Source organism: Streptomyces sp. NPDC085866, from assembly GCF_044541035.1.
Taxonomy (GTDB): Bacteria; Actinomycetota; Actinomycetes; order Streptomycetales; family Streptomycetaceae; genus Streptomyces.
The window spans coordinates 478,803-505,180 of sequence record NZ_JBITSQ010000005.1 but is presented as its reverse complement, the minus strand read 5'-3'; the positions used below and the strand labels follow the sequence as shown (position 1 = coordinate 505,180).

9 protein-coding genes are annotated in these 26,378 nt (G+C 73.8%); all 9 read right to left on the bottom strand.

Annotation, left to right across the window (positions count from 1 at the left end; translation table 11 throughout):
• Window positions 1–31 precede the first annotated feature (31 nt).
• Complete coding sequence (gene rfbC / locus ACIF83_RS15255) at window positions 32–625, bottom strand: dTDP-4-dehydrorhamnose 3,5-epimerase (RefSeq protein ID WP_398137711.1); 594 nt, start codon at window positions 623–625, stop codon at window positions 32–34.
• A complete protein-coding gene (gene rfbD / locus ACIF83_RS15250) occupies window positions 625–1,509 on the bottom strand; it encodes a dTDP-4-dehydrorhamnose reductase (protein ID WP_393469471.1) in 885 nt (294 codons plus the stop codon). The genes rfbC and rfbD overlap by 1 nt, the downstream gene beginning before the upstream one ends.
• Window positions 1,506–2,489: a dTDP-glucose 4,6-dehydratase gene (gene rfbB / locus ACIF83_RS15245; RefSeq protein WP_393469469.1), complete on the bottom strand. Its 984-nt coding sequence runs from the start codon at window positions 2,487–2,489 to the stop codon at window positions 1,506–1,508. The genes rfbD and rfbB overlap by 4 nt, the downstream gene beginning before the upstream one ends.
• A complete protein-coding gene (locus ACIF83_RS15240) occupies window positions 2,486–3,553 on the bottom strand; it encodes a glucose-1-phosphate thymidylyltransferase (protein WP_399727178.1) in 1,068 nt (355 codons plus the stop codon). The genes rfbB and ACIF83_RS15240 overlap by 4 nt, the downstream gene beginning before the upstream one ends.
• Window positions 3,550–4,437: a hypothetical protein gene (locus ACIF83_RS15235; RefSeq protein ID WP_393469466.1), complete on the bottom strand. Its 888-nt coding sequence runs from the start codon at window positions 4,435–4,437 to the stop codon at window positions 3,550–3,552. The genes ACIF83_RS15240 and ACIF83_RS15235 overlap by 4 nt, the downstream gene beginning before the upstream one ends.
• Before the next feature lie 21 nt (window positions 4,438–4,458).
• The gene (locus tag ACIF83_RS15230; protein ID WP_399726998.1) at window positions 4,459–5,676 is read right to left on the bottom strand and encodes a DegT/DnrJ/EryC1/StrS family aminotransferase; all 1,218 of its coding nucleotides are present in this window, start codon (window positions 5,674–5,676) and stop codon (window positions 4,459–4,461) included.
• Entirely contained in the window at window positions 5,657–6,961 is a 1,305-nt protein-coding gene (locus ACIF83_RS15225; protein ID WP_399726995.1) for a glycosyltransferase, read from the bottom strand. Before ACIF83_RS15225 ends, ACIF83_RS15230 begins: the two co-directional genes overlap by 20 nt.
• A 128-nt stretch (window positions 6,962–7,089) precedes the next feature.
• Window positions 7,090–8,334 (bottom strand): crotonyl-CoA carboxylase/reductase, encoded by a 1,245-nt coding sequence (gene ccrA, locus ACIF83_RS15220; protein WP_399726992.1) that lies wholly within the window; start codon window positions 8,332–8,334, stop codon window positions 7,090–7,092.
• Window positions 8,331–26,378 (bottom strand): non-ribosomal peptide synthase/polyketide synthase, encoded by an 18,048-nt coding sequence (locus tag ACIF83_RS15215; protein ID WP_399726989.1) that lies wholly within the window; start codon window positions 26,376–26,378, stop codon window positions 8,331–8,333. The genes ccrA and ACIF83_RS15215 overlap by 4 nt, the downstream gene beginning before the upstream one ends.

Below are 26,378 nucleotides of genomic sequence, written 5' to 3'. Positions count from 1 at the left end.
TTGCGCGGGCCCTTCGCCATGAGTGCCGGATTCAACGACGCAGCGAGGCGTAGTGAGCCTGGGCCTCGGCGTACGAGGGCAGCAGCCCCAGGCGCTCCAGCTCGGCCAGGGAGGGGGCCGAGGCGTCCTTTTCGGACAGCAGCGGTTCGACGTCCGCCGGCCAGTCGATGCCCAGCTCCGGGTCGAACGGGTCGATGCCGTGCTCGCGGTGCGGGGCGTACCCCTCGGAGCAGAGGTAGCTGACGGTCGCGTCGTCGGTGAGAGCCAGGAACGCGTGCCCGAGCCCCTCTCCGATGTAGAGGGCGCGACGGTTGTCGTCGTCGAGTCGTACGGCCTCCCACCGGCGGTAGGTCGGGGAACCCACCCGGACGTCGACGACCACGTCGAGCACCGCGCCCCGCAGGCACTGCACGTACTTCGCCTGCCCCGGCGGCACCTGGGCGAAGTGGATACCGCGCAGGGTGCCGCGTCGCGAGACGGAGCAGTTGGCCTGCGCCAGGCGGAAGTCCTGGCCGACCACCGCGCCGAACTCGGCTGCGCGGTACCACTCGTAGAAGGCGCCGCGGGCGTCCTGGTGGACCGTGGGCTCCACGACCCAGGCGGGACCGACGTCCAGTGCACGCATCATGTCTGCTGCTCCGTTTCCACCATCTCGGGCAGCGCCGCGGCGAGCGCGGCGCGCCAGTCTCGGATCGGCTCGACGCCCGGCTGCGGACGCCGGCACGCGAGCACGCCGTACGCCGGGCGGCGAGCCGCGCGCCGCAGCGTGCTGCCGCTGACGGGGCGGACCCGGTCCGGGTCGGCGTCCAGCAGCCGGAACACCTCGCGTGCCAGGCCGTACCAGGTGGTCTGGCCGGCGCTGGTGCCGTGCCGGACACCCGGTCGGGCGGTGCCGGCGAGCGCCGCGCGGCCGAGCCGCACCAGCAGGCCGGCGAGGTCGGCGCTCCAGGTCGGCTGCCCGTGCTGGTCGTCGACGACGTCGACGGTGTCCCGGACCCGCTCGGCCCTGATCATCGCGCGCACGAAGCTGGGCCCGCCGGCGCCGTAGAGCCAGGCGGTGCGTACGACGTGTCCGTGATCGGGGAGACGTTCGAGAACGGCTCGTTCCCCGGCGAGTTTGGTGCGGCCGTAGGCATTGACCGGCCCGGTCGGGTCGTTCTCGGCGTACGGTCTGCGGGCGTCGCCCGGGAAGACGTAGTCGGTGGAGACGTGCAGCAGCCGGGTGCCGGTCGAGCGGCAGGCGTCGGCCAGGTGGGCGGGACCGCGGCCGTTCACGAGGAGGGCTTCCGGCTCCCGCTCCTCCGCGGCGTCGACGGCGGTCCACGCGGCGCAGTTGACGAGGACGGCGGGGCGGTGAGCGGTCACCAGGCGCCGCACGGCCGCCGCGTCGGTGATGTCCAGCCCGGCCCTGCCGAGGCCGATCACCTCCTCGCCGTCCCGCCGCAGCCGGGCCGTGACCTCGCGGCCCAGCATGCCGGTGGCGCCGACGACCAGCCACGGCGCGCTCACAGGGCCGCCCGCGTCAGCAGCGGCTCCCACCAGGAGCGGTTGTCCCGGTACCAGCGGACGGTCTCTTCCAGGCCGGTGGCGAAGTCCTTGTGCGGCCGGTAGCCCAGCTCGTCGCGGATCCTGCTCCAGTCCACCGAATAGCGCCGGTCGTGGCCCTTGCGGTCCTCGACGTACTCGACGCGGTCCCAGCCGGCGCCGCAGGCCTCCAGCAGCATCGACGTGAGCTCCTTGTTGGTGAGCTCGGTACCGCCCCCGATGTTGTAGATCCGGCCGGGCCGGCCACCGGTGCGCACCAGCTCGATGCCCCGGACGTGATCGTCGACGTGCAGCCAGTCCCGTACGTGCTCGCCGTCGCCGAACAACGGCACGTCGCCGCCGTCCAGGAGCGTGGTGACGAAGCGCGGGATGAGCTTCTCCGGGAAGTGGTGATGGCCGTAGTTGTTGGAACAGCGGGTGACCCGGACGTCCATGCCGTGCGTGCGGTGGTACGACAGTGCGACCAGGTCACTGGACGCCTTCGACGCCGCGTACGGCGAGTTGGGAAGCAGCGGCGCGGTCTCGGGCGTGGAACCCGTCGGCACCGAGCCGTACACCTCGTCGGTGGAGATGTGCACGAAGGTGCCGAGACCCGTGCGCAGGGCCGCGTCGAGCAGGGTCTGGGTGCCGACCGCGTTGGTGCGCAGGAACTCCGCCGCGCCCAGGATCGAGCGGTCCACGTGCGACTCGGCCGCGAAGTGCACGACCTGGTCGTTGCGGGCCGTCAGCGGCTCGACGAGTGCGGCGTCGCAGATGTCGCCGTGCACGAAGGTGAATCGGGGGTCCTCCCTGACCGGGTCGAGGTTCGCCGGGTTGCCGGCGTAGGTCAGGGCGTCGAGGACGGTGACGCGGATGTCGCCCGGGCCCTGCGGGCCGAGCAGCGTCCGTACGTAGTGGGAGCCGATGAAACCGGCTCCGCCCGTCACGAGGATGCTGGTCGTCATGGGGAGATCTGCACCTTGCTGTGGTCGCCGAGGATGAGCCGGTGTGCTGCGGGAGCCCGGGGCGCCGGGGTGACTTCCACGTTCCGGCCGATCAGGGACGCCTCGACACGGCGCACCCCGGTGATGGAGGAACCGGGCAGCACGATGGAGAACTCGATCTCGCTGTCCTCGATGCGGCACCCCTCGGAGATCGACGTGAAGGGACCCACGTAGGAGCCGCTGATTTCCACACCGGACGCGATGATCACCGGGCCGACGATCCGGGAGCCGCGGACCGTCGCCCCGTCCGCGATCCGCACCCGGCCGACGATCTCCGTGGCCTCGTCGACGTCCCCGGCGACCATGGGCTCGATGGTCTCGAGGACGGTGCGGTTGACCTCCAGCATGTCGCCGACGTTGCCGGTGTCCTTCCAGTAGCCGGAGATCGTGGTGGAGCGTACGTCGCACCGCCGGTCGATCAGCCACTGGATGGCATCGGTGATCTCCAGTTCCCCGCGGCCGGAAGGAGCGATGGCGGCGACCGCTTCGTGGATCGCCGGGGTGAACAGGTAGACGCCGACCAGGGCCAGATCGCTCTTCGGTTCGGCGGGCTTCTCCACGAGGCCCACCACCCTTCCCCGCTCGTCCAGTTCGGCGACGCCGAAGGCGGTGGGGTCGGGCACCCGGGTGAGCAGGATCTGCGCGTCGGGCCGCCCGGTGCGGAACTCCTCGACCAGTCCGGTGATGCCGCCGACGATGAAGTTGTCGCCGAGGTACATCACGAAGTCGTCGTCGCCGAGGAAGTCCCGGGCGATGCGCACCGCGTGGGCGAGGCCCAGCGGGGCCTCCTGAGGGAGGTACGTGATGCGCAGGCCGTCGAATCCACCCTCGTCGACGGCCGCACGGATCTCGTCCGCGGTCTCCCCGACGACGATGCCCACGTCCCTGATGCCTGCGTCCGCGATGGCTTCCAGCACGTAGAACAGGACGGGCTTGTTGGCGACGGGCACCAGCTGCTTGGCCGAGGTGTGGGTGATGGGCCGCAGCCGGCTGCCGGTGCCGCCCGCCAGGACGAGCGCCTTCATGTCCACGACACGACCGTGTCGCGGTCGACGAAGCCGAAGATGCCGGCGAGCGTGGTGCGGCGGCTCCCGGCGCTGGTGTTGGGCTCCACCGCGTGGATGTGCGCACCGTTGAAGACGTAGATGTCACCGGCGTTGATCTCGAGCCACTGGCACTCGATGCCGTCGAGGGTGTCCATCGGGTACGGCGAGCCGGTGTGCTCCAGGCCCAGGCGGCGCTTGCTGGCCTCGTCCGGCTGGATGTTCCACAGTGCGAGCCGGCCGCCGTCGCCGTTCTCCAGGCATATGTTGAGCGCGCAGATCTGGTGGTCGAGCACGCGCTGGATCTCGAAGTCCGCCTGCCCGGGGTGGGTGCACTGGGAGCTGTCCTCGTGCGGGTCGAGGGTGTACTCGCCGGCGGCGTGCCAGGAGCGAAGCAGCCCGCGGCACGCCTGGCGGCCCCCGTGCTCGGCGCGGCGCACCGTGACGTCCTGTGGGGCGAGGGTCCCGGCGAGACCGTCGTAGAACTCGGTCAGCGGGTCCCGCTCGATGTCGAGCACCTGCTCCAGCGCCGGTGCGGTGCGCTCGGACTCGTCGAGGTACTCCTCGGTCGTCTTGTGGAAGTGGTAGGTGCCCAGGTAGTAGCTGGGCGCGACGGCGGTCCGCTGCTCCCGGTCGCCGCTGTCCCAGAAACGTGCGGACAGCTGCGCGCAGATCTCCGGATCGACCGCGCCGCGGAAGACGACGCCCGCGCTCCTGCCCCTGAGCACGTCGACCACGGCCCGGGGGTCGAAGGTCCGGTACTCCTTGAAGCGGAAGTAGTCGGGGTCCCCGCTGAATCCGGTGAGCCGGCGGCCGGCGGCCGGCCCGGCGACGGCTTCGCTCGTGGCTTCGGTGGTGATCGCCATGTGGTGTCTCTCCCTTGGTTGTCAGTGCGCCGTCGGTGCCTCGAGCACCCGCCGTACGACCTCGCAGACGCGGTCCACGTCGTGCGGGGTCACGGCCAGCCCGGACGGCAGGACCAGGACGCGTTCGGCCAGCGCCTCGGTGCCGGGCAGCGGCAGCGGCGTGTGGATGTCGGCCCGCTGCGCGTAGGGCCGCATGCGGTGGCAGCCCGGGTGGAAGTACTTCTGGACCAGCACGTTCTCCTGATGGAGTGCGGAGAGCAGCTGGTCGCGGTGGACTCCGGTGACCGTGGCGTCGATCTCCATGACGACGTACTGGTGGTTGCTGCGCTCCCCCGGGCCGGGGCCGCGCAGCCGCACGCCGGGGACACCGGAGAGCCCGGCCCGGTAGTGCTCGTGCCGCAGAGCGTTCGCCGCGGTGATCTCGTCCATGTGCTCGAGGGCGGTGAGCCCCATGGCCGCGGAGATCTCGTTCATCTTGGCGTTGGTGCCGAAGGTGAGGACCTCCCGGCCGGGCCCGAACCCGAAGTTGCGCATGCGGTCGACGCGTTCGGCGAGTTCGGGGTCGTTCGTGACGACGGCGCCGCCTTCGAACGCGTTGATGAACTTGGTCGCGTGGAAGCTGAGGATCTCGCCGTCGCCGAAGCCGCCGACCGCGCGGCCGTCCAGTTCGCAGCCCAGGGCGTGCGCGCCGTCGTAGAGCAGGCCCAGCCCGTGCTCGTCCGCGATCGCCCGCAGCTCGTCGTCGGGGCAGATCCGGCCCCACAGGTGAACGCCGACGATGCCGCTGGTGCGCCGGGTGACGAGCCGGCGCACATGGGCGGGGTCCAGGGTGCCGGTGTGCGGGTCGATGTCGGCGAAGACCGGGGTCAGGCCCTGCCACTGCAGAGCGTGGACGGTGGCGACGTAGGTGAACGACGGCACGATCACCTCGCCGGTCAGGCCGCGGGCCCGGACCAGCACCTCAAGGGCGGAGGTGCCGTTGCTGGTGGCCAGGACGTGTGCGGCTCCGGTGAGTCGGGTGAGCCGGTCCTCGAACTCGCGCACCAGTGGGCCGTTGTTGGTCAGCCAGCCCCGGTCGAGGGCCTGTGAGATGCGTTCGAACAGACGGCGGCGGTCCGGAATGTTGGGGGTGCCGACGTGCAGCGGCCGGTCGAAGGCGGGGCGTTCGCGGCGGCGGGCCGCAACGGGCCGCTCCTGGTCGACTGCGCTCCCGATGCCGTCATGCGTGGTGAGCGACACGGCGTGCTCCTGTCTGCTCGTGGTGGACTCGTTCCAGGACCCGGACGGCGTTGCGGGCGCCGTCCTCCTCGCGCACCAGGGCGGCGACCCCGGCGACGGTGCGGGCGATGCCGGGATCGGTGACGGCGATCCGGATGGCCTCGGCGAGGGCGTCGGCGGTCAGGTCGCGCTGCAGCAGGGGCGCGGGAGCGACGCCGAGTTCGTGCAGGCGCCCGGCCCACACCAGCTGTTCCTTGTGGAAGGGGCAGCTGACCTGCGGGACGCCGGCCTCGAGGGCCGCGTTGTGGGCGCCGACGCCGCCGGCGTGGACGGCGGCCCGTACGCGCGGCAACAACCAGTCGTAGGGGACCTCGGTCGCGGTGATGATGTCCGTGCCCGGCTCCGGGATTTCGATCCCGCCCCAGCCCGCCACCACCACGGCACGCACTCCGGCGCGCCGCACCGCCTCCTGCACCAGGCGGCCGGTGGCCCTCGGGTCCGGGGCCAGGGAACTGCCGAAGCCCACGAACACCGGCTTCTCACCGGCCGCCAGGAACCGCCGTAGATCCTCCGGCGGGGTCCAGTCGACGGCTGGGGGAAGTGACCAGAACCCGGTGGTGTGGACCCACTCCGGCCAGTCGGCGGACGGTTTCACCACCTGCGGGCTGAAGCCGTGCAGGACCGTGGCCGGGGTGCCGTCGGCACGGTGCCGGAAGTCCTGGGCGTTCTCCCGCGGCGGCAGTCCGAGCACCTCGGACCGCCATTCGGCAAGTGCGCGGGCAGGAAGCGCCGTGAAGACGTTCTCCTCCTGCCCGGGCTTTTCGGGAATTCGGTAGGTCCGCTCGAAGAACGTGTAGTCCCGGGACGGTACGAAGTTGGGGTAAAGGGTCGCCAGAACGTGCGGTACGCCGAGCCTTTCGGCTATCTGGGGCACGGCTTCCCGGTGGTTGTGCGAATGGACGACAATGTCGGCGCTGCCGTCGGCAGCCACCTCCCACATGTCCCGGAGAACCGCGGGATACATGCGCGGGAACGACTCGACGAAGATCTTCTTCTTGAGTTCCCGGTCGGCCTCCGTCAGGGCGTCACTGCGCTGCAGGACGTCCCTGAACTCGGGTCTGGTCATGAGCTGGACGAGGTCGTCGTTCAGCGCTGCGAACGGAACTCCGTATTTCTCCGCGGACGGGGAGAAAAGGCGGGGGGCCGCCAGAACCACACTGTGTCCGGCCTGTTGCAGCGCCACGGAAAGCGCCAGATAAGGCTCGACGTCCCCCCGGCTTCCATGGCAGTAGACAAGCGCCTTCATCCGTCCCCCGTCTGTTCGTCATTCGGACCGCTGTCACATTAGGAGAGGGCCGCTCGGGGGAGCTGGACGCCGCCTCGACGCCCAACTGCCCCCGGCGGCCGGTGAAAAGGGACCACGGTCCCGGAGGGTCAGGGCAGTGCGGTGAGACCCGGTTCGGCGGCGTTGACCAGGACGGCCGTGTTGCCCGCCGGATGCCGGTTGTCGTAGACGAGCTGGTGGGCGTCGGCGATCTCCCGGAACGGGAGGGTCAGGCTCAGGCACGGGTCGACCCGGCCGGAGGCCACCAGGTTGATGGCCGCCCGGGTCTCCCGGACGTTGGCCGCGTGCGAACCCTGCAGGCGCTTCTGGAACATCCACAGGAACCGCAGGTCGATGTCGCCGTTGTAGCCGCTGGTGCCCGCGCAGGTGACCACCATGCCGGCGTTGTCGCAGACGTAGACGGAGGTGGCGAGGGTGTCGCGGCCCGGGTGTTCGAGGACGATCCGGGGCGATCTGCGTTCGCCGAGGATCTCCCAGATCCGGCGCCCGAAGGCCCGGGCCCCCGACTGCCACTCCCGGTACGCCGCGGCGTCGCCCGCGTCCGGCAGCCTGCCCCAGTGGTCGAAGTCGCGGCGGTTGATCACACCGCGGGCCCCGAGGCGCAGGCAGTGCTCCGCCTTGTCGTCGTCGGAGATCACGGCGATGGGGATGCCGCCGAAGTAGTCGGTGATCTGGATCGCCATGGAGCCGAGGCCCCCGGACCCGCCCCAGATCAGCACGGGGTCGCCGGGCTGCACGGTGTGCGGGGCCCAGCCGGTGAGCATCCGGTACGAGGTCGAGCCGCCGCCCAGGAAGCAGCCGGCCTGCTCCCAGGTCAGGTGCGGCGGCTTGGGGTGCACCTGGTACTCGTCGACGACCGTGAACTGGGCGAAGGAGCCGAAGTTGAGCTCGTATCCCCAGGCCTTCTGGGACTTGGAGGCGGTGGGGTCGACGCCCATGCGGATGTCGGGGGCCGACTCGTCCCACTGGACGCCGGCGATGATCACGTGGTCGCCGACCTTGTACTGGGTGGCGCCCTCCCCGACCGCCCACACCACGCCGGCGCCCTCGGAGCCGGCGATGTGGAAGTCGTGCGGGTCGCCCTGCTTGCGGCGGGCCGCGATCACGTCGGCGGGGCTGCCGAGGCCGGCCCACACGCCGTTGTAGTTGACGCCGGCCGCCATCACCATGACCAGCACCTGGCCGCGGCCCACCGGCGGCACCTCGACCGGCTCGACCTGGATGGCCTGCCGCGGCGGGCCGTACCGCTCGGGCCGGATGAGGGCCGCGTACATGTGGCTCGGGACCTCGCCCAACGGGGGCAGCTCACCGATCTCGTAGATGTCGCGGGTCATCGCCCCTCCTCCTCGCCGAGGTTCTCCAGCCGCTCGGTGACGATCCGGCCGACCTCGGCGATCGGGCCGGGCAGCAGCATCTGTTCGTGCCGGCCGGTGATGGTGCGGGCGTCGACACGGCCGTCGACGTACGGCTGCCAGCGCCGCGTTCCGGCCTCGGCGCCCGGGCCGTCCGCGCCGGCCGCGAGGAGCAGCAGGTCGCCCCGGAAGACCTTCGGGGTGAAGGCCCGGCGCAGCTCCACGTTGTCCTGGAACGTCTGCGCCACCGTGACCAGGTGGTCGGCCAGCAGGTCGGTGAGCGGGTTGCCCTGGGCGCGCAGCACCGCGGCGACCGTCTCCTCGTCCGGTTCGGCGCCGCCGGGCAGCTGTTCGCCGAGGCCGGTCGCCTCCAGCAGCGCCGCCATCAGGTTCTGCTCCCCGGACCCGGGCGCGGCGGGCGCTGCCACGGCGGAGGAGACGGGGAAGGAGTCGAGGACGGCGACCAGGCCGACCTCGGCCCCGTCCGCCTGCAGCCGGGTCGCCACCGCCTGGGCGACGAGCCCGCCGAAGGACCAGCCCAGCAGGTGGTAGGGCCCGTCGGGCCGGGCCGCCCGGATCCGCTCGGCGAAGTGCTCGGCGATCTCCTCGATGCCGCCGGGCCGGTAGCCGGGGGTGCCGAACGCCCTGGCCTGTACGCCGTACACCGGCACGGACGCGGGCAGATGGCGCAGCAGTCCCGCGTACCGCCAGCTCAGTCCGCCACCGGCGTGGAAGCAGAACAGGGCGGGGCCGCTTCCCTTGGCGCGCAGCGGCAGCAGGACGTCGAGGGCGTTGTGCTCGTCGGGTCCGGCGCCGCCCGCCAGTCGTTCGGCCAGCGCGCGCACGGTCGGTGAGGTGAACAGTGCCTGGATGCTCAGCTCGCAGCCGAGCACCGAGCGGATGCGGCTGACCAGGGAGGCGGCCAGCAGGGAGTTGCCGCCCAGCAGGAAGAAGTCGTCGTCGATGCCGAGGCCGGGCACGCCGAGGGCGTCCGCGAACAGCTCGCACAGAACCGTCTCCTGGGGGCTGCGCGGCCGTCCGGCGGAGTCGTCGGTGCGCTGCTGGTCGGGGGCGGGCAGGGCCTTGCGGTCCAGCTTGGTGTGCGAGGTCAGCGGCAGCTTGTCGAGGACGACCAGCGCGGACGGCACCATGAACTCCGGCAGCTTCTCCGCCAGATGGGCCTGGAGCGCCGCCAGGTCGGGTGCCGGGGCGCCGGCGTCGGGCACCACGTATCCGACCAGCCGCTTGTCGCCGGGGCGGTCCTCGCGGACCAGGGCGACGGCCTGCCCGATGCCGGGGTAGGCGCTGAGCGCCACCTCGACCTCGCGCAGTTCGACACGGAAGCCGCGCAGTTTGACCTGTTCGTCGGTCCGGCCGACGAACTCCATCAGCCCGTCGGCGCGCCAGCGCACCAGGTCGCCGGTGCGGTACATCCGGGTGCCGGGCTCGCCGTAGGGGTCGGCGACGAACCGCTCGGCGGTCATGCCCGGGTTGTTCTCGTAGCCGCGGGCGACACCGGTCCCGGCGAGGTACAACTCGCCTACCACGCCGACCGGTTGGGGCCGAAGTCCGGGACTGAGGACATAGGCCCGGGTGGCGTCGAGCGCCGCGCCGATGGGGACGCTCTCGGGCACCTCGTCGCCGGGCCGCATCGAGTACCGGGTGGAGAACACGGTGGTCTCGGTGGGGCCGTAGCCGGCGGTGACCACGGTGTCCGTGCCGGCGCAGGCGTCCAGGGCCCGGCGGACGGCGTAGGCGGGGACCACGTCACCGCCGGTGCGGACCTCGGCGAGGCCCCGGAAGCACTCCGGGTGGGTCTCGGCGAGCAGCCGGAACAGGCCTCCGGAGGCCCACAGCCCGGTGATGCCCTCCTCGACGACGAGGGAGGCGATGGCCTCCAGGTCGACCTTGCCGGGCGGGGCGATGACGACCTCGCCGTGGTTCAGCAGCGGCACCCACCACTCGAGCGTGGACACGTCCCAGGCGTGCGGCGAGTGGAACAGCACGCGCTGGGTGGCGTCCAGCCGCCACCAGTGGTCGGCGGCGAGTTCCACGACGGCGCGGTGGCTGACCGCGACGCCCTTGGGGGTGCCGGTGGAGCCGGAGGTGTAGATGACGTAGGCCAGTTGGTCGGGCAGGACGGTCACGTCCGGCGCGGAGTCCGCCTGGGCCGGGATGCCGGGGTCGGTGTCGACGGCGACCACCCTGACCTCGCCGGAGAGTGCCTCCGTCCAGTGGGCGGCGCGGTCGCTGTCGGTCAGCAGCACCGGGGAGCGGGTCTCGTCGAGCAGCAGCCGCACCCGCTCGTCGGGGTAGGTGGGCTCCAGCGGGACGTACACCGCGCTCGCCTTGAGGACGGCCAGCACGCTGACGATCAGGTCGACCGAGCGGTCCAGCAGCACGCCGACCCGGGTCTCGGGACGCACCCCGAGCTCGATGAGCCGGCGGGCCGTGCGGTTGGCGCGCTCGTCGAGTTCGCGGTAGGTCAGGCGGGTGTCGCCGAGCCGTACGGCGATGTCGTCCGGGCCCTCGGCGACGGCCTGCGCGAACCGGTGGGTCATGGTCGGCGGGTCGGCGGGGACGTCGAGCGGGCCGCCGTTCCAGCCGTCGATCAGCTGTTCCCGCTCGTCGGCGGCGGCGATGTCGACGGTGGCGACGGGCTGTCCCGGCGCGGCGGTGATGCCCTCCAGGACGTGCACGAGCCGTTCGAGCAGCGTCTCCACGGTCCGGGTGTCGAACAGTTCGGGCCGGTGGTCGAGGCGCAGCCGCAGACGGCCGTCGCCCACGGAGGCGATCAGGGCCAGCGGGTAGTGGGCCGCGGCGCGTCCCTCCACGGCCGTCGCGCGCAGGGCACCCTCGCGTCCGCCGCCGGAGGCGGTCGGGAAGTTCTCGTAGACGACGAGGGTGTCGAAGAGGTCCCCGGCGACGCCGGTCGGCCGCTGGATGTCGGCGAGCCCGACGTGGTGGTGCGCGGTGAGCGCGGACTGCTCCTCCTGCAGCCGGGTGAACAGCGCACGCCAGTCCTCGGCCGGGTCGAGGCGGACCCGGACGGGCAGGGTGTTGATGAACAGGCCGACGATGGACTCGATGCCGGGGATCTCCGGGGGCCGGCCGGAGACCGTGGTGCCGAACACCACGTCGTCGCGGCCGAGCAGCCGGCCGAGCAGCACCGCCCAGGTGCCCTGGAGCACGGTGTTGACGGTGACCGCGTTCTCCGCCGCGTACGCCTGGAGCGTCGCGGTGGTCTCTACGGACAGCGACCGGCCGACGTCCTCGGGCATCTGCGTGGGCGCGCCGGATCCGGCGGGGGCCAGCAGGGACGGCTCGGTCAGCCCGTCGAGCGCCCGGCGCCAGGCCTCCTCGGTGGCCGCCCGGTCCTGCCCGGCCAGCCAGACGAAGTAGTCGCGGTAGGGCACGACCGGCGGCAGGGCGGCCCGTTCACCGTGGTAGAGGGCGACCAGGTCGCGCAGGAACAGCGGCATGGACCAGCCGTCGAGCACGATGTGGTGCTTGAGGATGACGAGACGGTGCCGCTCCTCGCCCAGCCGGATCAGCAGCAGCCGCACCAGCGGGGCGGCGGCCAGGTCGAAGCGGCGGTCGCGGGCGGCGTCGGTGAGCCGGGCCAGCTCGGCTTCCCGGGCCGCCTCGTCGAGGCCGCTCAAGTCGGCCTCCTCGAAGGGCAGTTCCACCCGGCGGGCGATGACCTGGACGGGGTGACCGTCGCCGCGGTGGACGAAGCGGGCCCGCAGGTTGGGGTGGCGGTCCAGCAGGGCCTGCCCGGCCGCGCGCAGCGCCACGGCGTCCAGCGGCCCCTCCAGGTCGACGCTGAGCTGCATCGCGTAGACGTCGGGTCCGGTGTCCGCGTAGAGGGTGTGGAAGAGCAGGCCCTCCTGGAGCGGGGACAGCGGCAGGACGTCCTCGACACCGCCCGGCGCGGCCTCCAGCGCGTCGATCTCGGCCTGGGTGAGGGAGACCAGCGGCAGGTCGGACGGGGTGAGCCCGCCGGCGTCGGGGCGTTCGGCGGCGGCGGCCAGCTCGCCCAGTGCCGCGAACCAGTCGTCGGCCAGTTGCCGGACCTGGTCCCGGGTGAACAGGGCGCCGGGCCAGGAGAAGGTGACGTCCAGCTGGGGTCCCTCGGCCGTCTCACGGGTGACGGCGCTGATCTCCAGCGGGTGTGCGAACGGCAGTCCGGCGTCGGCGGGGACGACCCGGGTGTCCATGCGCGGCTCGCCGGACCAGCCCGGGACGCCGCGTCCGCTGCTGTCGCCGAGTGTCGTCGCGTTGACGCGGCCCAGGTAGTTGAACCCGATCTGCGGGGTGGGGTGGGCGGCGAGCAGTCCGGCGGTGTCCGGGTTGAGGTAGCGCAGCAGCCCGTAGCCGAGGCCGTTGTCGGGCACGGCCCGGATCTGCTCCTTGACCCGCTTCAGCGCGGCGGCCGGGCCGTGGGTGCCGGGGTCGAGGCGCAGCGGGTGGATGGCGGTGAACCAGCCGACCGTACGGGACAGGTCGACGTCGTCAGCGATCTCCTCGCGGCCGTGGGTCTCGACGTCGACGAGGACCGCGGAGCCGGAGCCCCAGCCGTTGCGCTCGCGCCAGCGGGCGGCGGCGCGGGCGAAGCCGGTGAGCAGCACGTCGTCCATCCGCGCCTGGAAGCGTTCCGGTACGGCGGTGAGCAGGGTGCCGGTGGTCGCGGCGGGCAGCCGGACCGAGAGGTGCTCGGCGCTCTCGCGGGTGTCGCGGGCGGCACGGAACGCCTCGGCGCCGAGCCGTGGTTCGGGCTCCTCCAGCATCCGGGTCCACAGGTCGAGCTCCGCGGCCCGTTCGGGCGTCTGGGCCTCGGCCAGCAGCAGCTGGGCCCAGCGGCGCGGGGAGGTCCCGACGGGCGCGAGGCTCGGCGTCCGCCCGGCGGCCGCGGCCTGCCAGGCGGTGGCCAGGTCGGGCACCAGGATCCGCCAGGACACGCCGTCGACGACCAGATGGTGGGCGACGAGGAGCAGCCAGCCGGGCCGGCCGGTGCCGCCGTCGAACCAGACGACCTGGAACAGCACGCCGTCCTCCGGGTCGAGGCGGCGGCGTGCGGCCTCGCCCTCCTCGGTGACCAGGGCGGTCAGTGCGGGGTCGGCCGGGTCGTCGGGGAAGCCGCTCACGTCGACGCGGGTGATCCGCTCGGCGGCCGGGACCTCGCCGGCCGGTCGCACGGTGAGGCCCCAGGTGACGGAGGCGGCGGAGCCCGACAGCCGCATGCGCAGCGCGTCGTGGTGGTCGACGACCGCCTGGAGCGCGCGGGTGAGGGCGTCCCGGCCGAGGCTCGGGACCCGCAGCAGCACCGACTGGTTCAGCCCGGCGATGGGGCCGCGCCGCTGCGCGAGCCAGCGCACGACCGGGGTCGGCGGTACGGCGCCGACGCCGTCGGCGGCGGGCGCGGCGGGGCCGGGCCGGGTGTCGGTGACCGCTGCGGCCAGCTCGGCGACCGTCTGGTGCCGGAACATGTCGCGCGGCGACACGGCCAGGCCCGCCTCCCGGGCCCGGCTGGCGACCTGGAGCGCGGTGATGCTGTCGCCGCCCAGGGAGAAGAAGTTGTCGGCCACGCCCACTCGGGGCAGGCCCAGCACACCGGCCATCACCCGGCACAGCAGTTCCTCGCGGTCGGTGCGCGGGGCGCCGTCGGTGCCGTTGTCGCCGGCGGGCCCGGCGGTCGCGGCCGGGGCGGGCAGCGCCGCCCGGTCGACCTTGCCGTTGACGGTCAGCGGGATCCGGTCGAGCACCACGAGCGCCGACGGCACCATGTACTCGGGCAGCGTCTCGGCGAGCCGGGCCCGTACGGCGGTGGTGTCCAGGCCGGTGCCGGGGGCCGCCGCGAGATAGCCGACCAGGCGGGGGCGACCGGGCTCGTCCTCACGGACGGCGGCCACCGCCTGTCCCACGCCGGGGCAGGACGCGAGCGCCGTCTCCACCTCGCCGAGTTCGATGCGCAGACCCCTGATCTTGACCTGGCCGTCGGCGCGGCCGACGAACTCCAGCGCCCCGTCGGGGCGGAGGCGGACCACGTCACCCGTGCGGTACATCCGGGTGCCCGCCGGGCCGAACGGGTCGGCGACGAACCGCTCCGCGGTCAGCGCGGGCCGGCCGAGGTAGCCGCGGGCCACGCCGGCGCCCGCCACGTACAGCTCGCCCGGCTCGCCGTCGGCCACCGGTACGAGGCGCTCGTCGAGGACGTGCAGGCGCAGGTTCGGCAGCGCGCCGCCGATCGGCGGGATGCCGGGTTCGGCCGGCAGCGGGCCGGCCATGGTGCAGGAGACGGTGGTCTCGGTGGGGCCGTAGCAGTTGAACATCCTGCGGCCGACCGCCCACCGGGCGACCAGGCCGTCCGGCGGGGCCTCCCCGGCGATCACCAGGGTGCGCACGGACGGCAGGGCGTCCTCGGGCAGCCGGGCGAGCACGGCGGGCGGCAGCGTGGCGTGGGTGACGCCCCGCTCGCCGATCAGCTCCGGCAGCCGGGCGACCTGGTCGAGCATGTCGGCCGGGCCCAGCACCAGGCAGGCGCCGCAGCTGAGCGGGGTGCAGATCTCGGACAGCGCGGCGTCGAAGCTCAGCGAGGCGAACTGCAGCACCCGGCTGCCCGGTCCCATGGCGTACGGCTCGACGCGCGCCCGCACCAGGTTGGGGATGCCGCGGTGCTCGACGACGACGCCCTTGGGCCGGCCCGTGGAGCCGGAGGTGTAGATGACGTAGGCGGGCGTGTGCGGGGTGAGCGGGGCGGTGCGGTCGGCGTCCGTGAGGTCTTCGGCCGCGAGGCCGGCCAGCGCGGCGCGGGTGTCGGGCGCGTCGAGGACGATCCGGGTGGTGCCGGGCGCGGCCGGGAGCCGGTCCTGGACCGCGGTCGTGGTCAGCGCCAGCGCCGGGGCCGCGTCCTCGAGCATGTACGTGATCCGGTCGGCCGGGTACTCGCTGTCCAGCGGCAGATAGGCGGCGCCGGACTTCAGTGCGGCCAGGACCGCGACGACCATGTCGGGCGAGCGCGGCACCATGAGCGCGACGACCCGCTCGGGTCCGGCGCCGTGCCGGACGAGCAGCCGGGCCAGCCGGTTGGCGCGTTCGTTCAGCTCGGCGTACGTCAGGGTGCCGGCCGCGTCGCTCACGGCGGGCGCACCGGGGGTGCGGGCCGCCTGCTCCTCGATCATCCGGGGTATCAGGGCGCCGAGGTCCGGTTCCCTGCCGTTGTGTGGTGCGGTCTCCAATTCCTTCTCCAGCGTGGGGATGTCGAGGTCGCCGAGGGCCCGGTGCGGGTCGGTGGCCACCTCCTCGAGCAGTCGGGTGAAGTGCGCCGTCATCGCCTCGGCCGTCGGACGGTCGAAGAGGTCGGTCGCGTAGGCGAGCGTTCCGGTCAGGCCGGCGGGCTCGCCGTCGGGTCCCCGGCGTTCCGTGACGCGCAGGGACAGGTCGAACTTGGCGGTGCCGCCCTCTCCGGTGTCCGGGCGGGCGACGCTCTCGGCGGTGAGGCCGTCCAGGGCGGCTCCGTCGCGCTGGAAGGCGTCCAGCACGAGCATCACCTGGAACAGCGGGTGCCGGGCCAGCGAGCGCTCCACGCCCAGCTGCCGGACCAGCTGTTCGAACGGCAGATCCTGGTGGGCGTAGGCCGCCAGGTCCGTCTCCCGCACCCGGTCCAGCAGTTCGCCGAAGGTCGGGTCGCCGCCGGTGTCGGTGCGCAGCACCAGCGTGTTGACGAAGAACCCGACCAGGTCGTCGGCGGCCGCATCGGTGCGCCCGGCCACCGGGGTGCCGACCGGGATGTCGGTGCCGCCGCCGAGCCGGGTGAGCAGCGCGGCCAGCGCGGCCTGGAGCACCATGAAGAGGGTGACCCGACCGGACCTGGCGAGGGCGAGCAGCTCCTGGTGCAGTCGGCCGTCCACCTCGAAGGGGACGAGGTCGCCCTGGTGACTCGCCTCGGCCGGGCGGGGCCGGGCGGCGGGCAGCTCCAGTACGTCGGGCAGACCGGCGAGGGTCTGCTTCCAGTGACCGGCCTGCCGGGCCGCCTCGCTGTCCGGGTCCCGCACGTCGCCGAGCAGTTCGCGCTGCCACAGGGCGTAGTCGGTGTACTGGACGGGCAGCGGGGTCCAGCGCGGGGCGGTGCCGGAGCGGCGGGCGGAGTAGGCCTCGGTGAGGTCGCGGACCAGGGGGCGCATCGACCAGGCGTCACCGGCGATGTGGTGCAGCACCAGCACCAGCACGTGATCGTCCGGGCCGAGCGCCAACAGGGTCGCCCGCAGCGGGAGTTCCGCGTCGAGCCGGAACTCGTGGCCTACGGCGGCGGCCACCGCGCCGTCCAGCGCGGACTCGGTCACCGCCCGCACCCGCAGCTCCGGTACCGCGTCCGCGGGGTCCAGGACGCGCTGGTGCGGCAGGCCGTCCCGCTCGGGGTAGAGCGTGCGCAGCACCTCGTGGCGCGCGACCACGTCCGCGAGGGCCGCCCGCAGCGCGTCCACGTCGAGTTCGCCGCGCAGCCGGGTGGCGAGCGGCAGGTTGTACAGCGCGCCGGCCTCCTCGATGGCGTCGAGCATCCACAGGCGGTGCTGGGCGAAGGACAGCGGCAGGCTCTCGGGCCGTTCCCGGCGCACCAGGGCGGGGCGGGCGGCCGCGGCCGTGTCGACGTACCGGGCCAGACCGGCCACCGTGGGCGCCTCGAACAGTGCGCGGACCGGCACCTCCACGCCCAGGACCGTGCGGATCCGGGAGACGAGGCGGGTCGCCAGCAGCGAGTGGCCGCCCAGCTCGAAGAACCCGTCGTCGATACCGACCCGTTCGAGGCCGAGGGTCTCGGCGAACAGCCCGCACAGGATCTCCTCCTGCGCGTCGCGCGGTTCCCGCGTCGCCCCGGCGCTCAGCTCGGGCACGGGCAGCGCCTTGCGGTCGGTCTTGCCGTTCGGGGTCAGCGGTACGGCGTCCAGCGCCACGATCGCCGAGGGCACCATGTACTCCGGCAGCGCCGATGCCAGCGCCGCGCGTACGGCGGCGGTGTCCTCGGTGCCGACCACGTATCCGATCAGCCGGGGCACGCCGTCGGGTCCGGGTGACACGGCGGCGACGGCCGCGCCGACGCCGGGCTGGGCCCGCAGGTGGGCCTCGATCTCGCCGAGTTCGATGCGGTGGCCGCGGACCTTGACCTGGTCGTCGGCCCGGCCCACGAACACCAGCCGGCCGTCCGGCGACCACTGGACCACGTCACCCGTGCGATACATACGACCGCCCGCCGGACCGAACGGATCGGCCACGAACCGGCCCGCCGTCAGCCCCGCACGACCCAGATAGCCACGGGCCACGCCGTCACCGGCGATGTACAACTCCCCCGGCACGCCCGGCGGCACGAGCCGCAGCGCACCGTCGAGGACGTACACCCGCTGGTTGGCCAACGGGCCACCGATCGACACCTCCGCCCCGGCGACCGGCGCCGACGTCGACCAGACGGTCGTCTCCGTCGGACCGTACAGATTCACCACCGACGCAGCCGACGCCGCCAACTCCCCGGCCAGGACCGGATCCAGGGCCTCACCGCCGACCAGCACCCGCAGCCCCTCAAGGGCTTCTGGCGCCTCGTCCAGCAACGCCCGCCACAGGCTCGGCGTCGCCTGCATCACGGACACGTCCTCGGCCTGCGCGAGTGCGGCCAGGGCCTGCGGATCCCGCACGGTCTCACGGGAGGCGAGCACCAGCGTCGCCCCGGTCACCAGCGGCCCGAACACCTCCAGCAGCGCGATGTCGAAGCCGAAGGTCGTCACCGCCAGCCATCGCTCCCCCGGCGCCGGGCCGACGACCGGGCGCATGCCCCACAGGAAGTTGCGCAGGGCTCCGTGCGGGACCACCACACCCTTCGGGCGTCCCGTGGAACCGGAGGTGTAGAGCACGTAGGCCGCGTCCTCGGGCGTCACCGTCACCGGGTGGACGGCCTCGTCGGCCGGGCCCACCTCCTCCACGAGCACCGCCCCGGGCACCACGGACACCGTCTCCCGCGACGCCAGCACCACGGCCGGTGCCGCATCCGCCAGCACGAACGCCACACGCTCCGCCGGGAAACCCGGATCCACCGGCAGGAACGCCGCCCCGACCCGGCCGACGGCGAGCATCGCCGCCACCGCGTCCACCGAACGCGGCAGCACCAACGCCACCACCGCACCCCGGCCCACCCCACGCCGCAGCAGCTCCGCCGCCAACGCATCGACCCGGGCGTCCAGTTCGGTGTACGACCAAGACGTGCCCCGGCACACCACGGCAGGCGCGTCCGGCGTCGCGGCCGCCTGGTCGGCGAACCACTCCGGCAGCAGGCCCACCGGCACCGCCGACGCCGAGTCGTTCCACTCCCCCAGCACCAGCCCCCGCTCCTCGGCGGAGAGCACGTCGAGGTCGTCGACGCGGCGGGCGGGGTCGCTCGCGACCTCGTGCAGCAGCCGTACCAGGCGGTCCGCGAGGGAGCGGGCGGTGGCGGGGTCGAAGAGGGCGGTGGAGTACTCCAGGACACCGTCGACGCCGCCCGGGGCGCCGTCCTCGGTGTGGCGTTCGCCGAGGCCGAACGAGAGGTCGTAGCGCGCCCACTTGGCGGTGCCGCGCTCCACCGTCGCGGTCAGGCCGCCCGGCAGGTCGAGCGCGGTGCCGGACGCGTGCTCCAGGGTGAGCATGACCTGGAAGAGCGGGTGCCGGGCGAGGGAGCGCTCCGGGTTCAGTTCCTCCACCAGCCGTTCGAACGGCAGGTCCTGGTGGGCGTAGGCCGCGAGGTCGGTCTGCCGGACCCGGTCCAGCAGCTCGGCGAAGGCCGGGTTGCCGCCGGTGTCGGTGCGCAGCACCAGGGTGTTGACGAAGAAGCCCACGAGGTCGTCCAGGGCTTCGTCGGTGCGTCCCGCCACTGGGGTGCCCAGCGGGATGTCGGTGCCGCCCCCGAGCCGGGTGAGCAGGGCGGCGAGACCGGCCTGGAGCACCATGAAGAGGCTGACGCCGTGCTCCCTGGCCAGCGCGCCGAGCCGCTCGTGCAGCTCGGCGTCGAGGGTGAACCGCACGTCGGCGGCCGGGTGCGGTCCGCCCGCGGGGCGGTGCCGGTCCACGGGGAGCGGCAGCTCCTCGGGGATGCCCCGCAGGGTGTCGCGCCAGAAGGCGAGCTGACGGGCGATCTCGGCCTCACCCTCGCCGAGGACCTCCCGCTGCCACAGCGCGTAGTCCGCGTAGCTCACGGGCAGCGGCTGCCAGGCGGGGGCGGTGCCCTCCGCGCGGGCCGCGTAGGCGGTGCTCAGGTCGCCGGCGAACGGCCGCCAGGACCAGGCGTCGCTGGCGATGTGGTGCATCACCAGCACCATGAGGTGCTCCTCCTCGCCCAGGGCGAGGAGTGTGGCGCGCAGCGGGGGCTCGGCCGTCAAGTCGAAGCCCCGGCCGGTCAGTTCGGCGAGCAGCTCCGGCAGGTCGGCCTCGGTCGCCGTCCGGACGGGCAGGTCGAGGTGGTCGGTGCCGTCGAGCACGCGCTGCACGGGCTCGCCGTCCACGGCCGGGAACACCGTGCGCAGCGTCTCGTGCCGTACGGCCACGTCACGCACCGCGTCGCGCAGTGCGGCGCGGTCCAGTCGTCCCCGCAGCCGCAGCACGGCGGGCACGTTGTAGAGCGGGCTGTCCGGGTCCATCCGGTTGAGGAACCACAGCCTGCGCTGGGCGTACGACACCGGGACGCGCTCGGGGCGCGGCATCGGAGCGAGCGCGGGACGGGCGTGCTCGGCGTCGCGCAGCAGGCTCGCGAGGCCGGCCGGGGTGGGCCGCTCGAACAGGGCGCGCAGCGGGAGTTCGACGCCGAGGACGGAACGCACCCGGTTCACGAGGCGGGTGGCCAGCAGCGAATGCCCGCCCAGGTGGAAGAAGTTGTCGTCCGCTCCGGCCCGGCCGATGCCCAGGATCTCGGCGAACAGCGCGCACAGCACCTCCTCCTCGGGGGTGCGCGGGGCGCGACCGGCCGGGACGTGCGAGGCGTCCGGGACGGGCAGCGCGGCCCGGTCGGTCTTGCCGTTGGCGGTCAGCGGCAGCGCGCCGAGGACGACGACGTCGCCCGGCAGCAGGTAGGGGGCGAGGCTCCCGGCGAGGTGCGTGCGCACCGTCTCGGCGTCGACCTCGGCTCCCGGCCCGTCACCGGCGGGGTCGCGCGGGACGACGTAGGCGGCCAGGCGCAGGTCTCCCGGCCGGTCCTCGCGCAGGGCCGCGGCGGCGGACGCCACGCCGGGCACCCGCAGCAGGGCCGCCTCGACCTCGCCGAGTTCGACGCGGTGGCCGCGGATCTTGACCTGGTCGTCGGCGCGGCCGACGAACTCCAGCTCCCCGTCGGCGTTCCAGCGGACCCGGTCGCCGGTGCGGTACATCCGGGAGCCGGCCGGGCCGTACGGGTCGGCGACGAACCGCTCGGCGGTCAGGGCGGGCCGGTTGGCGTAGCCGCGGGCCAGGCCGTGCCCGGCGACGTACAGCTCGCCGACGGTGCCGTCGGGGACCGGGCGCAGCCGCGCGTCCAGGACGTAGGCGCGCGTGTTCCACATCGGACGGCCCAGGGGCACCGGGCCGTGCGGGACGGGCCCGTCCTGCGGGAGGCGGTGGTCCAGGCAGCCGACGGTGGTCTCGGTCGGGCCGTAGTGGTTGATCAGCGCCAGGTCGGGGCGGCCGGCCCGGCGGCCGGTGAGCTGCTCGCCGCGCAGGGCCTCGCCGCCGGTCATCAGCTCGGCGTGCGGGGCGAGGACGTCCGGCATCAGCTCCAGCAGCGGCAGATGGCTCGGCGTGACCTTCAGGAAGGTCAGTCCGCCGGGCACGTCGAGCCGTTCGTCCAGGTCACCGACGTGCAGGCAGCCGCCGGTCAGCAGCGTGCCGTACAGGGTGGTCAGGCCCAGGTCGAAGGAGAGCGACGAGTGCAGCAGGGTGCGTCCGGCCAGGCCGGGGTAGGTCCGGGCGGCGCGGGCCGCGTAGTCGGTGAGGGCACGCTGCGGGACGACGACGCCCTTGGGGGCGCCGGTGGAGCCGGACGTGTAGATGACGTAGGCCGCCTGGTCGGGCGAGGGCGGTCCGACCGGGTCCGGTGTCTCGGAGGACATGCGGCGCAGTGCCGCGCGGGTCTCCTCGGCGTCCAGGACGAGGAGCCGTTCGGGCCCGTCGGCCAGGCCCGGCACGCCGGCCAGGGTGTCCTCGGTGGTCAGCAGGACGGCGGCGGCCGCGTCCTCACGGATGAAGTCGAGCCGGCCGCCGGGCTGTTCGGTGTCCAGCGGGAGGTAGGCCGCGCCCGCCTTGCCGACCGCGAGCATGGCGACGACCGCGGTGGCGGAGCGGGGCAGGGCGAGCGCGACCAGGTCCTCCGGGCCGATGCCGCGGCTGGTGAGCAGTCGGGCCAGCCGGTTGCTCCGGGCGTCCAGCTGGGCGTAGGTGAGCACCTCGGTGCTGTCCGCGACCGCCGGGGCCTCCGGGGTGCGGGCGGCCTGCCGGGCGAACAGGGGCGGCAGCGTGTTCCCGGGCAGGGCGTGCGCGGTGTCGTTGCGGCCGTGCAGGAGGTCGGCGTGTTCCTCGGCGCCGAGGATCTCCAGGTCGCCGATCGAGCGGTCGGGCTCGGCGACGGCAGCGCCCAGCAGCCGGACGAACCGGGCGACGAGGCGCTCGACGGTCGGCCGGTCGTACAGGTCGGTGGCGAACAGGGCCTGGGCGCGCACCCCGCCGGGGGTGCCGTCCGCGGCCTGTGTCTCGCCGAGCCGCAGGGCCAGGTCGAAGCGGGCCGCGTCGTCGTCGCGTCGTACGACCTCGGCGGTCAGGTCCGGGAAGGCGGGCACGGGCGGCGCGGCGTTCTGCAGCGACAGGGACACCTGGAACAGCGGGTGGCGGGCGAGGGACCGCTCGGGGTTCAGCTCCTCCACGATCCGCTCGAACGGCAGCTCCTGGTGGGCGTAGGCGGCCAGGTCGGTCTCCCGGACCCGGGCCAGCAGCTCCCGGAAGGCGGGGGCGCCGGAGGTGTCCGTGCGCAGCACCAGTTCGTTGATGAAGACGCCCACGAGGTCGTCGGAGGCGTCGTCGGTACGGCCCGCGATCGGGGTGCCGAGCGGGATGTCGGTGCCGGCACCGAGCCGGGTCAGCAGCGCGGCGAGCGCGGCCTGGAACACCATGAAGAGGCTGACGCCGTTCTGCCGGGCCAGGGCCAGCAGCCTGCGGTGGAGCTGGGCGTCGAGTTCGAAGGGCACCTGGTCGCCGCGGTGGGTGGCGAGGGCCGGCCGGGGCCGGTCCGCCGGCAGCGGCAGCTCCTCCGGCAACCCCGCCAACTGCCGCTTCCAGTAGGACAGCTGCCGTGCGGACAGGCTCTCGGGGTCCTCCTCGTCGCCGAACAGCTCGCGCTGCCACAGGGCGTAGTCGGCGTACTGGACGGGCAGCGGGGTCCAGCGCGGGGCGGCGCCGGAACGGCGAGCCGTGTAGGCCTCGGTGAGGTCGCGGACCAGGGGGCGCATCGACCAGGCGTCACCGGCGATGTGGTGCAGCACCAGCACCAGCACGTGGTCGTCCGGGCCCACGGCGAGCAGGGTGGCCCGCAGCGGGATCCGGGCCGAGAGCCGAAAGCCCTCGCGGGTGGCCGCTGCGACGTCCCGGACCAGGTGGTCCGCGCTGGTGGCGCCGGTGCGCAGCACCTGGGCGGCCGCCTCGGCGGAGCCGAGGACGTGCTGGTACGGCTGTCCGTCGCGCTCGGGGAAGACGGTGCGCAGGGACTCGTGGCGCTCCAGCACATCGGTCAGGGCCGCCCGCAGCGCGTCCGGGTCCAGGGCGCCGCGCAACCGCAGCGCCATGGCCATGTTGTAGTGGGACGCCTCCGGGTCCATCCGGTTGACGAACCAGAGGCGGTGCTGGGCGAAGGACAGCGGCAGGCTCTCGGGCCGTTCCCGGCGCACCAGGGCGGGGCGGGCGGCCGCGGCCGTGTCGACGTACCGGGCCAGACCGGCCACCGTGGGCGCCTCGAACAGTGCGCGGACCGGCACCTCCACGCCCAGGACCGTGCGGATCCGGGAGACGAGGCGGGTCGCCAGCAGCGAGTGGCCGCCCAGCTCGAAGAACCCGTCGTCGATACCGACCCTGGGCACCGAGAGGATCTCCGCGAACAGGCCGCACAGGATCTCCTCCTGTGCGGTCCGTGCCTCGCGCCCCTGCCGTGCGCCCAGGTCGGGGGCGGGCAGCGCCTTGCGGTCGGTCTTGCCGTTCGGGGTCAGCGGTACGGCGTCCAGCGCCACGATCGCCGAGGGCACCATGTACTCCGGCAGCAGCCCGGCCACATGGCGGCGCACCGCCGTGACGTCCGCCTCGGCGGGCACCACGTATCCGACCAGCCGCTTGTCGCCGGGCGTGTCCTCCCGGACCGTCGCCACCGCGCGGGTCACCCCGTCGGCGCCGGCCAGCGCCTGCTCCACCTCGCCGAGTTCGATGCGGTGGCCGCGGACCTTGACCTGGTCGTCGGCCCGGCCCACGAACACCAGCCGGCCGTCCGGCGACCACTGGACCACGTCACCCGTGCGATACATACGACCGCCCGCCGGACCGAACGGATCGGCCACGAACCGGCCCGCCGTCAGCCCCGCACGACCCAGATAGCCACGGGCCACGCCGTCACCGGCGATGTACAACTCCCCCGGCACGCCCGGCGGCACGAGCCGCAGCGCACCGTCGAGGACGTACACCCGCTGGTTGGCCAACGGGCCACCGATCGACACCTCCGCCCCGGTGACCGGCGCCGACGTCGACCAGACGGTCGTCTCCGTCGGACCGTACAGATTCCGCACGGAGTCCGCTCGGTCGGCCAACTCCCTTGCCAGGGAGGCGTCCAGCGCCTCACCGCCGACCAGCACCCGCAGGCCGTCGACGGCCTGCGGCACCTGCTCCAGCAGCGCCCGCCACAGGCTCGGCGTCGCCTGCATCACCGACACGCCCTCGGTGCGTACCAGTTCGCCGAGGACGGCCGGGTCACGTACGTCGCCGCCCGAGGCCAGCATCACCGTCGCGCCGGAGACCAGCGGCAGGAACACCTCCAGCAGCGCGATGTCGAAGCCGAAGGTCGTCACCGCCAGCCAGCGGTCCCCCGGTGACAGCGCGACGTGGGACGCCATCGCCCCCAGGAAGTTGCGCAGTGCGCCGTGCGGGACCACCACACCCTTCGGACGTCCCGTCGAACCCGATGTATAGAGCACATACGCCGCATCGTCGGCCGTCACCTCCGCTGCCGGGACCGGCTCCTCGACCGGGCCCACCTCCTCCACGAGCACCGCCCCGGGCACCACGGACACCGTCTCCCGCGACGCCAGCACCACGGCCGGTGCCGCATCCGCCAGCACGAACGCCACACGCTCCGCCGGGAAACCCGGATCCACCGGCAGGAACGCCGCCCCGACCCGGCCGACGGCGAGCATCGCCGCCACCGCGTCCACCGAACGCGGCAGCACCAACGCCACCACCGCACCCCGGCCCACCCCACGCCGCAGCAGCTCCGCCGCCAACGCATCGACCCGGCCGTCCAACCGGCCGTAGCTGAGGGAGTCCCCGCCACAGCGCACGGCCACCGCGTCCGGCGTCGCCGTCGCCTGCCCTGCGAACCATTCCGGCAGCAGGCCCACCGGCACCGGCGAGACGGAGTCGTTCCACTCCCCCAGCAGGAGCGCGCGCTCCTCGGCGGAGAGCACGTCGGCGGCCGCGACGGGGCTGTCCGTGGCCAGGACGGCGGCCCGCAGCATCCGTACGAAACGGTCCAGCAGGGCCTCGGCCGCAGGGCGGTCGACGAGGTCCGGCCGGTGGTCGAGGCGGACGTGGAGGTCGTCGCCGCGCTGGGAGACGACGAGGGTGAGCGGGTAGTGGGTGGCGTCGCGGCCCTTGGCGCCGACCAGGCGGAGCCCGGAGTCGAGGGGAGCCGAAGTGGCCGCGTCGACCGGGTAGTTCTCCACCAGGACGGCGGTGTCGAAGAGGTCACCGGCGCCGGTCAGCGACTGGATCGCGGACAGACCCAGGTGCTGGTGGGCGCCCAGGGCGGACTGCTCGTCCTGCACCCGGGTCAGGGCCTCGGACCAGGTCTCGCGGGCGTCGAGGCGGACGCGCACCGGGACGGTGTTGATGAACAGGCCGATCATGGTCTCGACGCCGGGGATGTCGGCCGGGCGGCCGGAGACCGTCGTGCCGAAGACGACGTCGTCACGGCCCGTCAGCCGCCCGAGCAGGGCGCCCCAGGCGGTCTGGACGACGGTGTTGAGCGTGACGGCGTGCTCGGCGGTGAGGCGGGCCAGGCCCGTGCGGAACTCCGCCGGCAGGGAGGTCTCGACGCGTTCCGGCAGCCGCGGTTCGCCGGCGGACCCGGCGCCCGGGCACATCCGGGTGGGTCCGTTCAGGCCGTCCAGGGCGGCGCGCCAGGCCCGCTCGTCGGTCTGCCGGTCACGGCGGCTGAGCCACTCCAGGTAGCGCCGGTAGGGGGTGGTGGGGGCAAGGGCCTGTGCGCCGCGGTCGTAGGCGGTGAAGACCTCGCGCAGCAGGACGGGGACCGACCAGCCGTCCATCAGGATGTGGTGGTTGGTCAGGACGAGGCGGTGCAGGTCGTCGGCACGGCGGACGAGCAGGCAGCGCAGCAGGGGCGGTGCGGCGAGGTCGAACCGCTCGGCGCGCTCCGTGTCGCAGAGGCGGGCCAGTGCGGTGTCCGCCTCCTGCGCCGGCAGACCGCCGAGGTCCTCCTCCCGCCAGGGCAGGTCGAACCGGCGCGGCACGAACTGCACGGGCTTGCCTGACCGCACCGCCCGGAAACCGGCCCGCAGGTTGGGGTGCCGGCGCAGCACCGCGGTGACGGCCTCGCGCAGCCGGGCGGCGTCCAGCGGGCCGGCCAGGTCGACGAACAGCTGGACGGTGTAGGCGTCCTGGCCCGCGCCGTCGTCGTACAGGGAGTGGAACAGGAGTCCTTCCTGGAGCGGCGACAGCGGCAGCACGTCCTCGATGCCCGACGGGCCGCGCCCCTTGCCGGTGTTCTGTGTCGTCAC

What these genes read in the sequence shown, in the direction of transcription:
- ACIF83_RS15225 (WP_399726995.1), bottom strand. Translation starts at nt 6,961, where the DNA reads ATGAAGGCGCTTGTCTACTGCCATGGAAGCCGGGGGGACGTCGAGCCT.
- rfbC (WP_398137711.1), bottom strand. Translation starts at nt 625, where the DNA reads ATGCGTGCACTGGACGTCGGTCCCGCCTGGGTCGTGGAGCCCACGGTC.
- ccrA (WP_399726992.1), bottom strand. Translation starts at nt 8,334, where the DNA reads ATGACCCGCGACATCTACGAGATCGGTGAGCTGCCCCCGTTGGGCGAG.
- ACIF83_RS15235 (WP_393469466.1), bottom strand. Translation starts at nt 4,437, where the DNA reads ATGGCGATCACCACCGAAGCCACGAGCGAAGCCGTCGCCGGGCCGGCC.
- rfbB (WP_393469469.1), bottom strand. Translation starts at nt 2,489, where the DNA reads ATGACGACCAGCATCCTCGTGACGGGCGGAGCCGGTTTCATCGGCTCC.
- ACIF83_RS15240 (WP_399727178.1), bottom strand. Translation starts at nt 3,553, where the DNA reads ATGAAGGCGCTCGTCCTGGCGGGCGGCACCGGCAGCCGGCTGCGGCCC.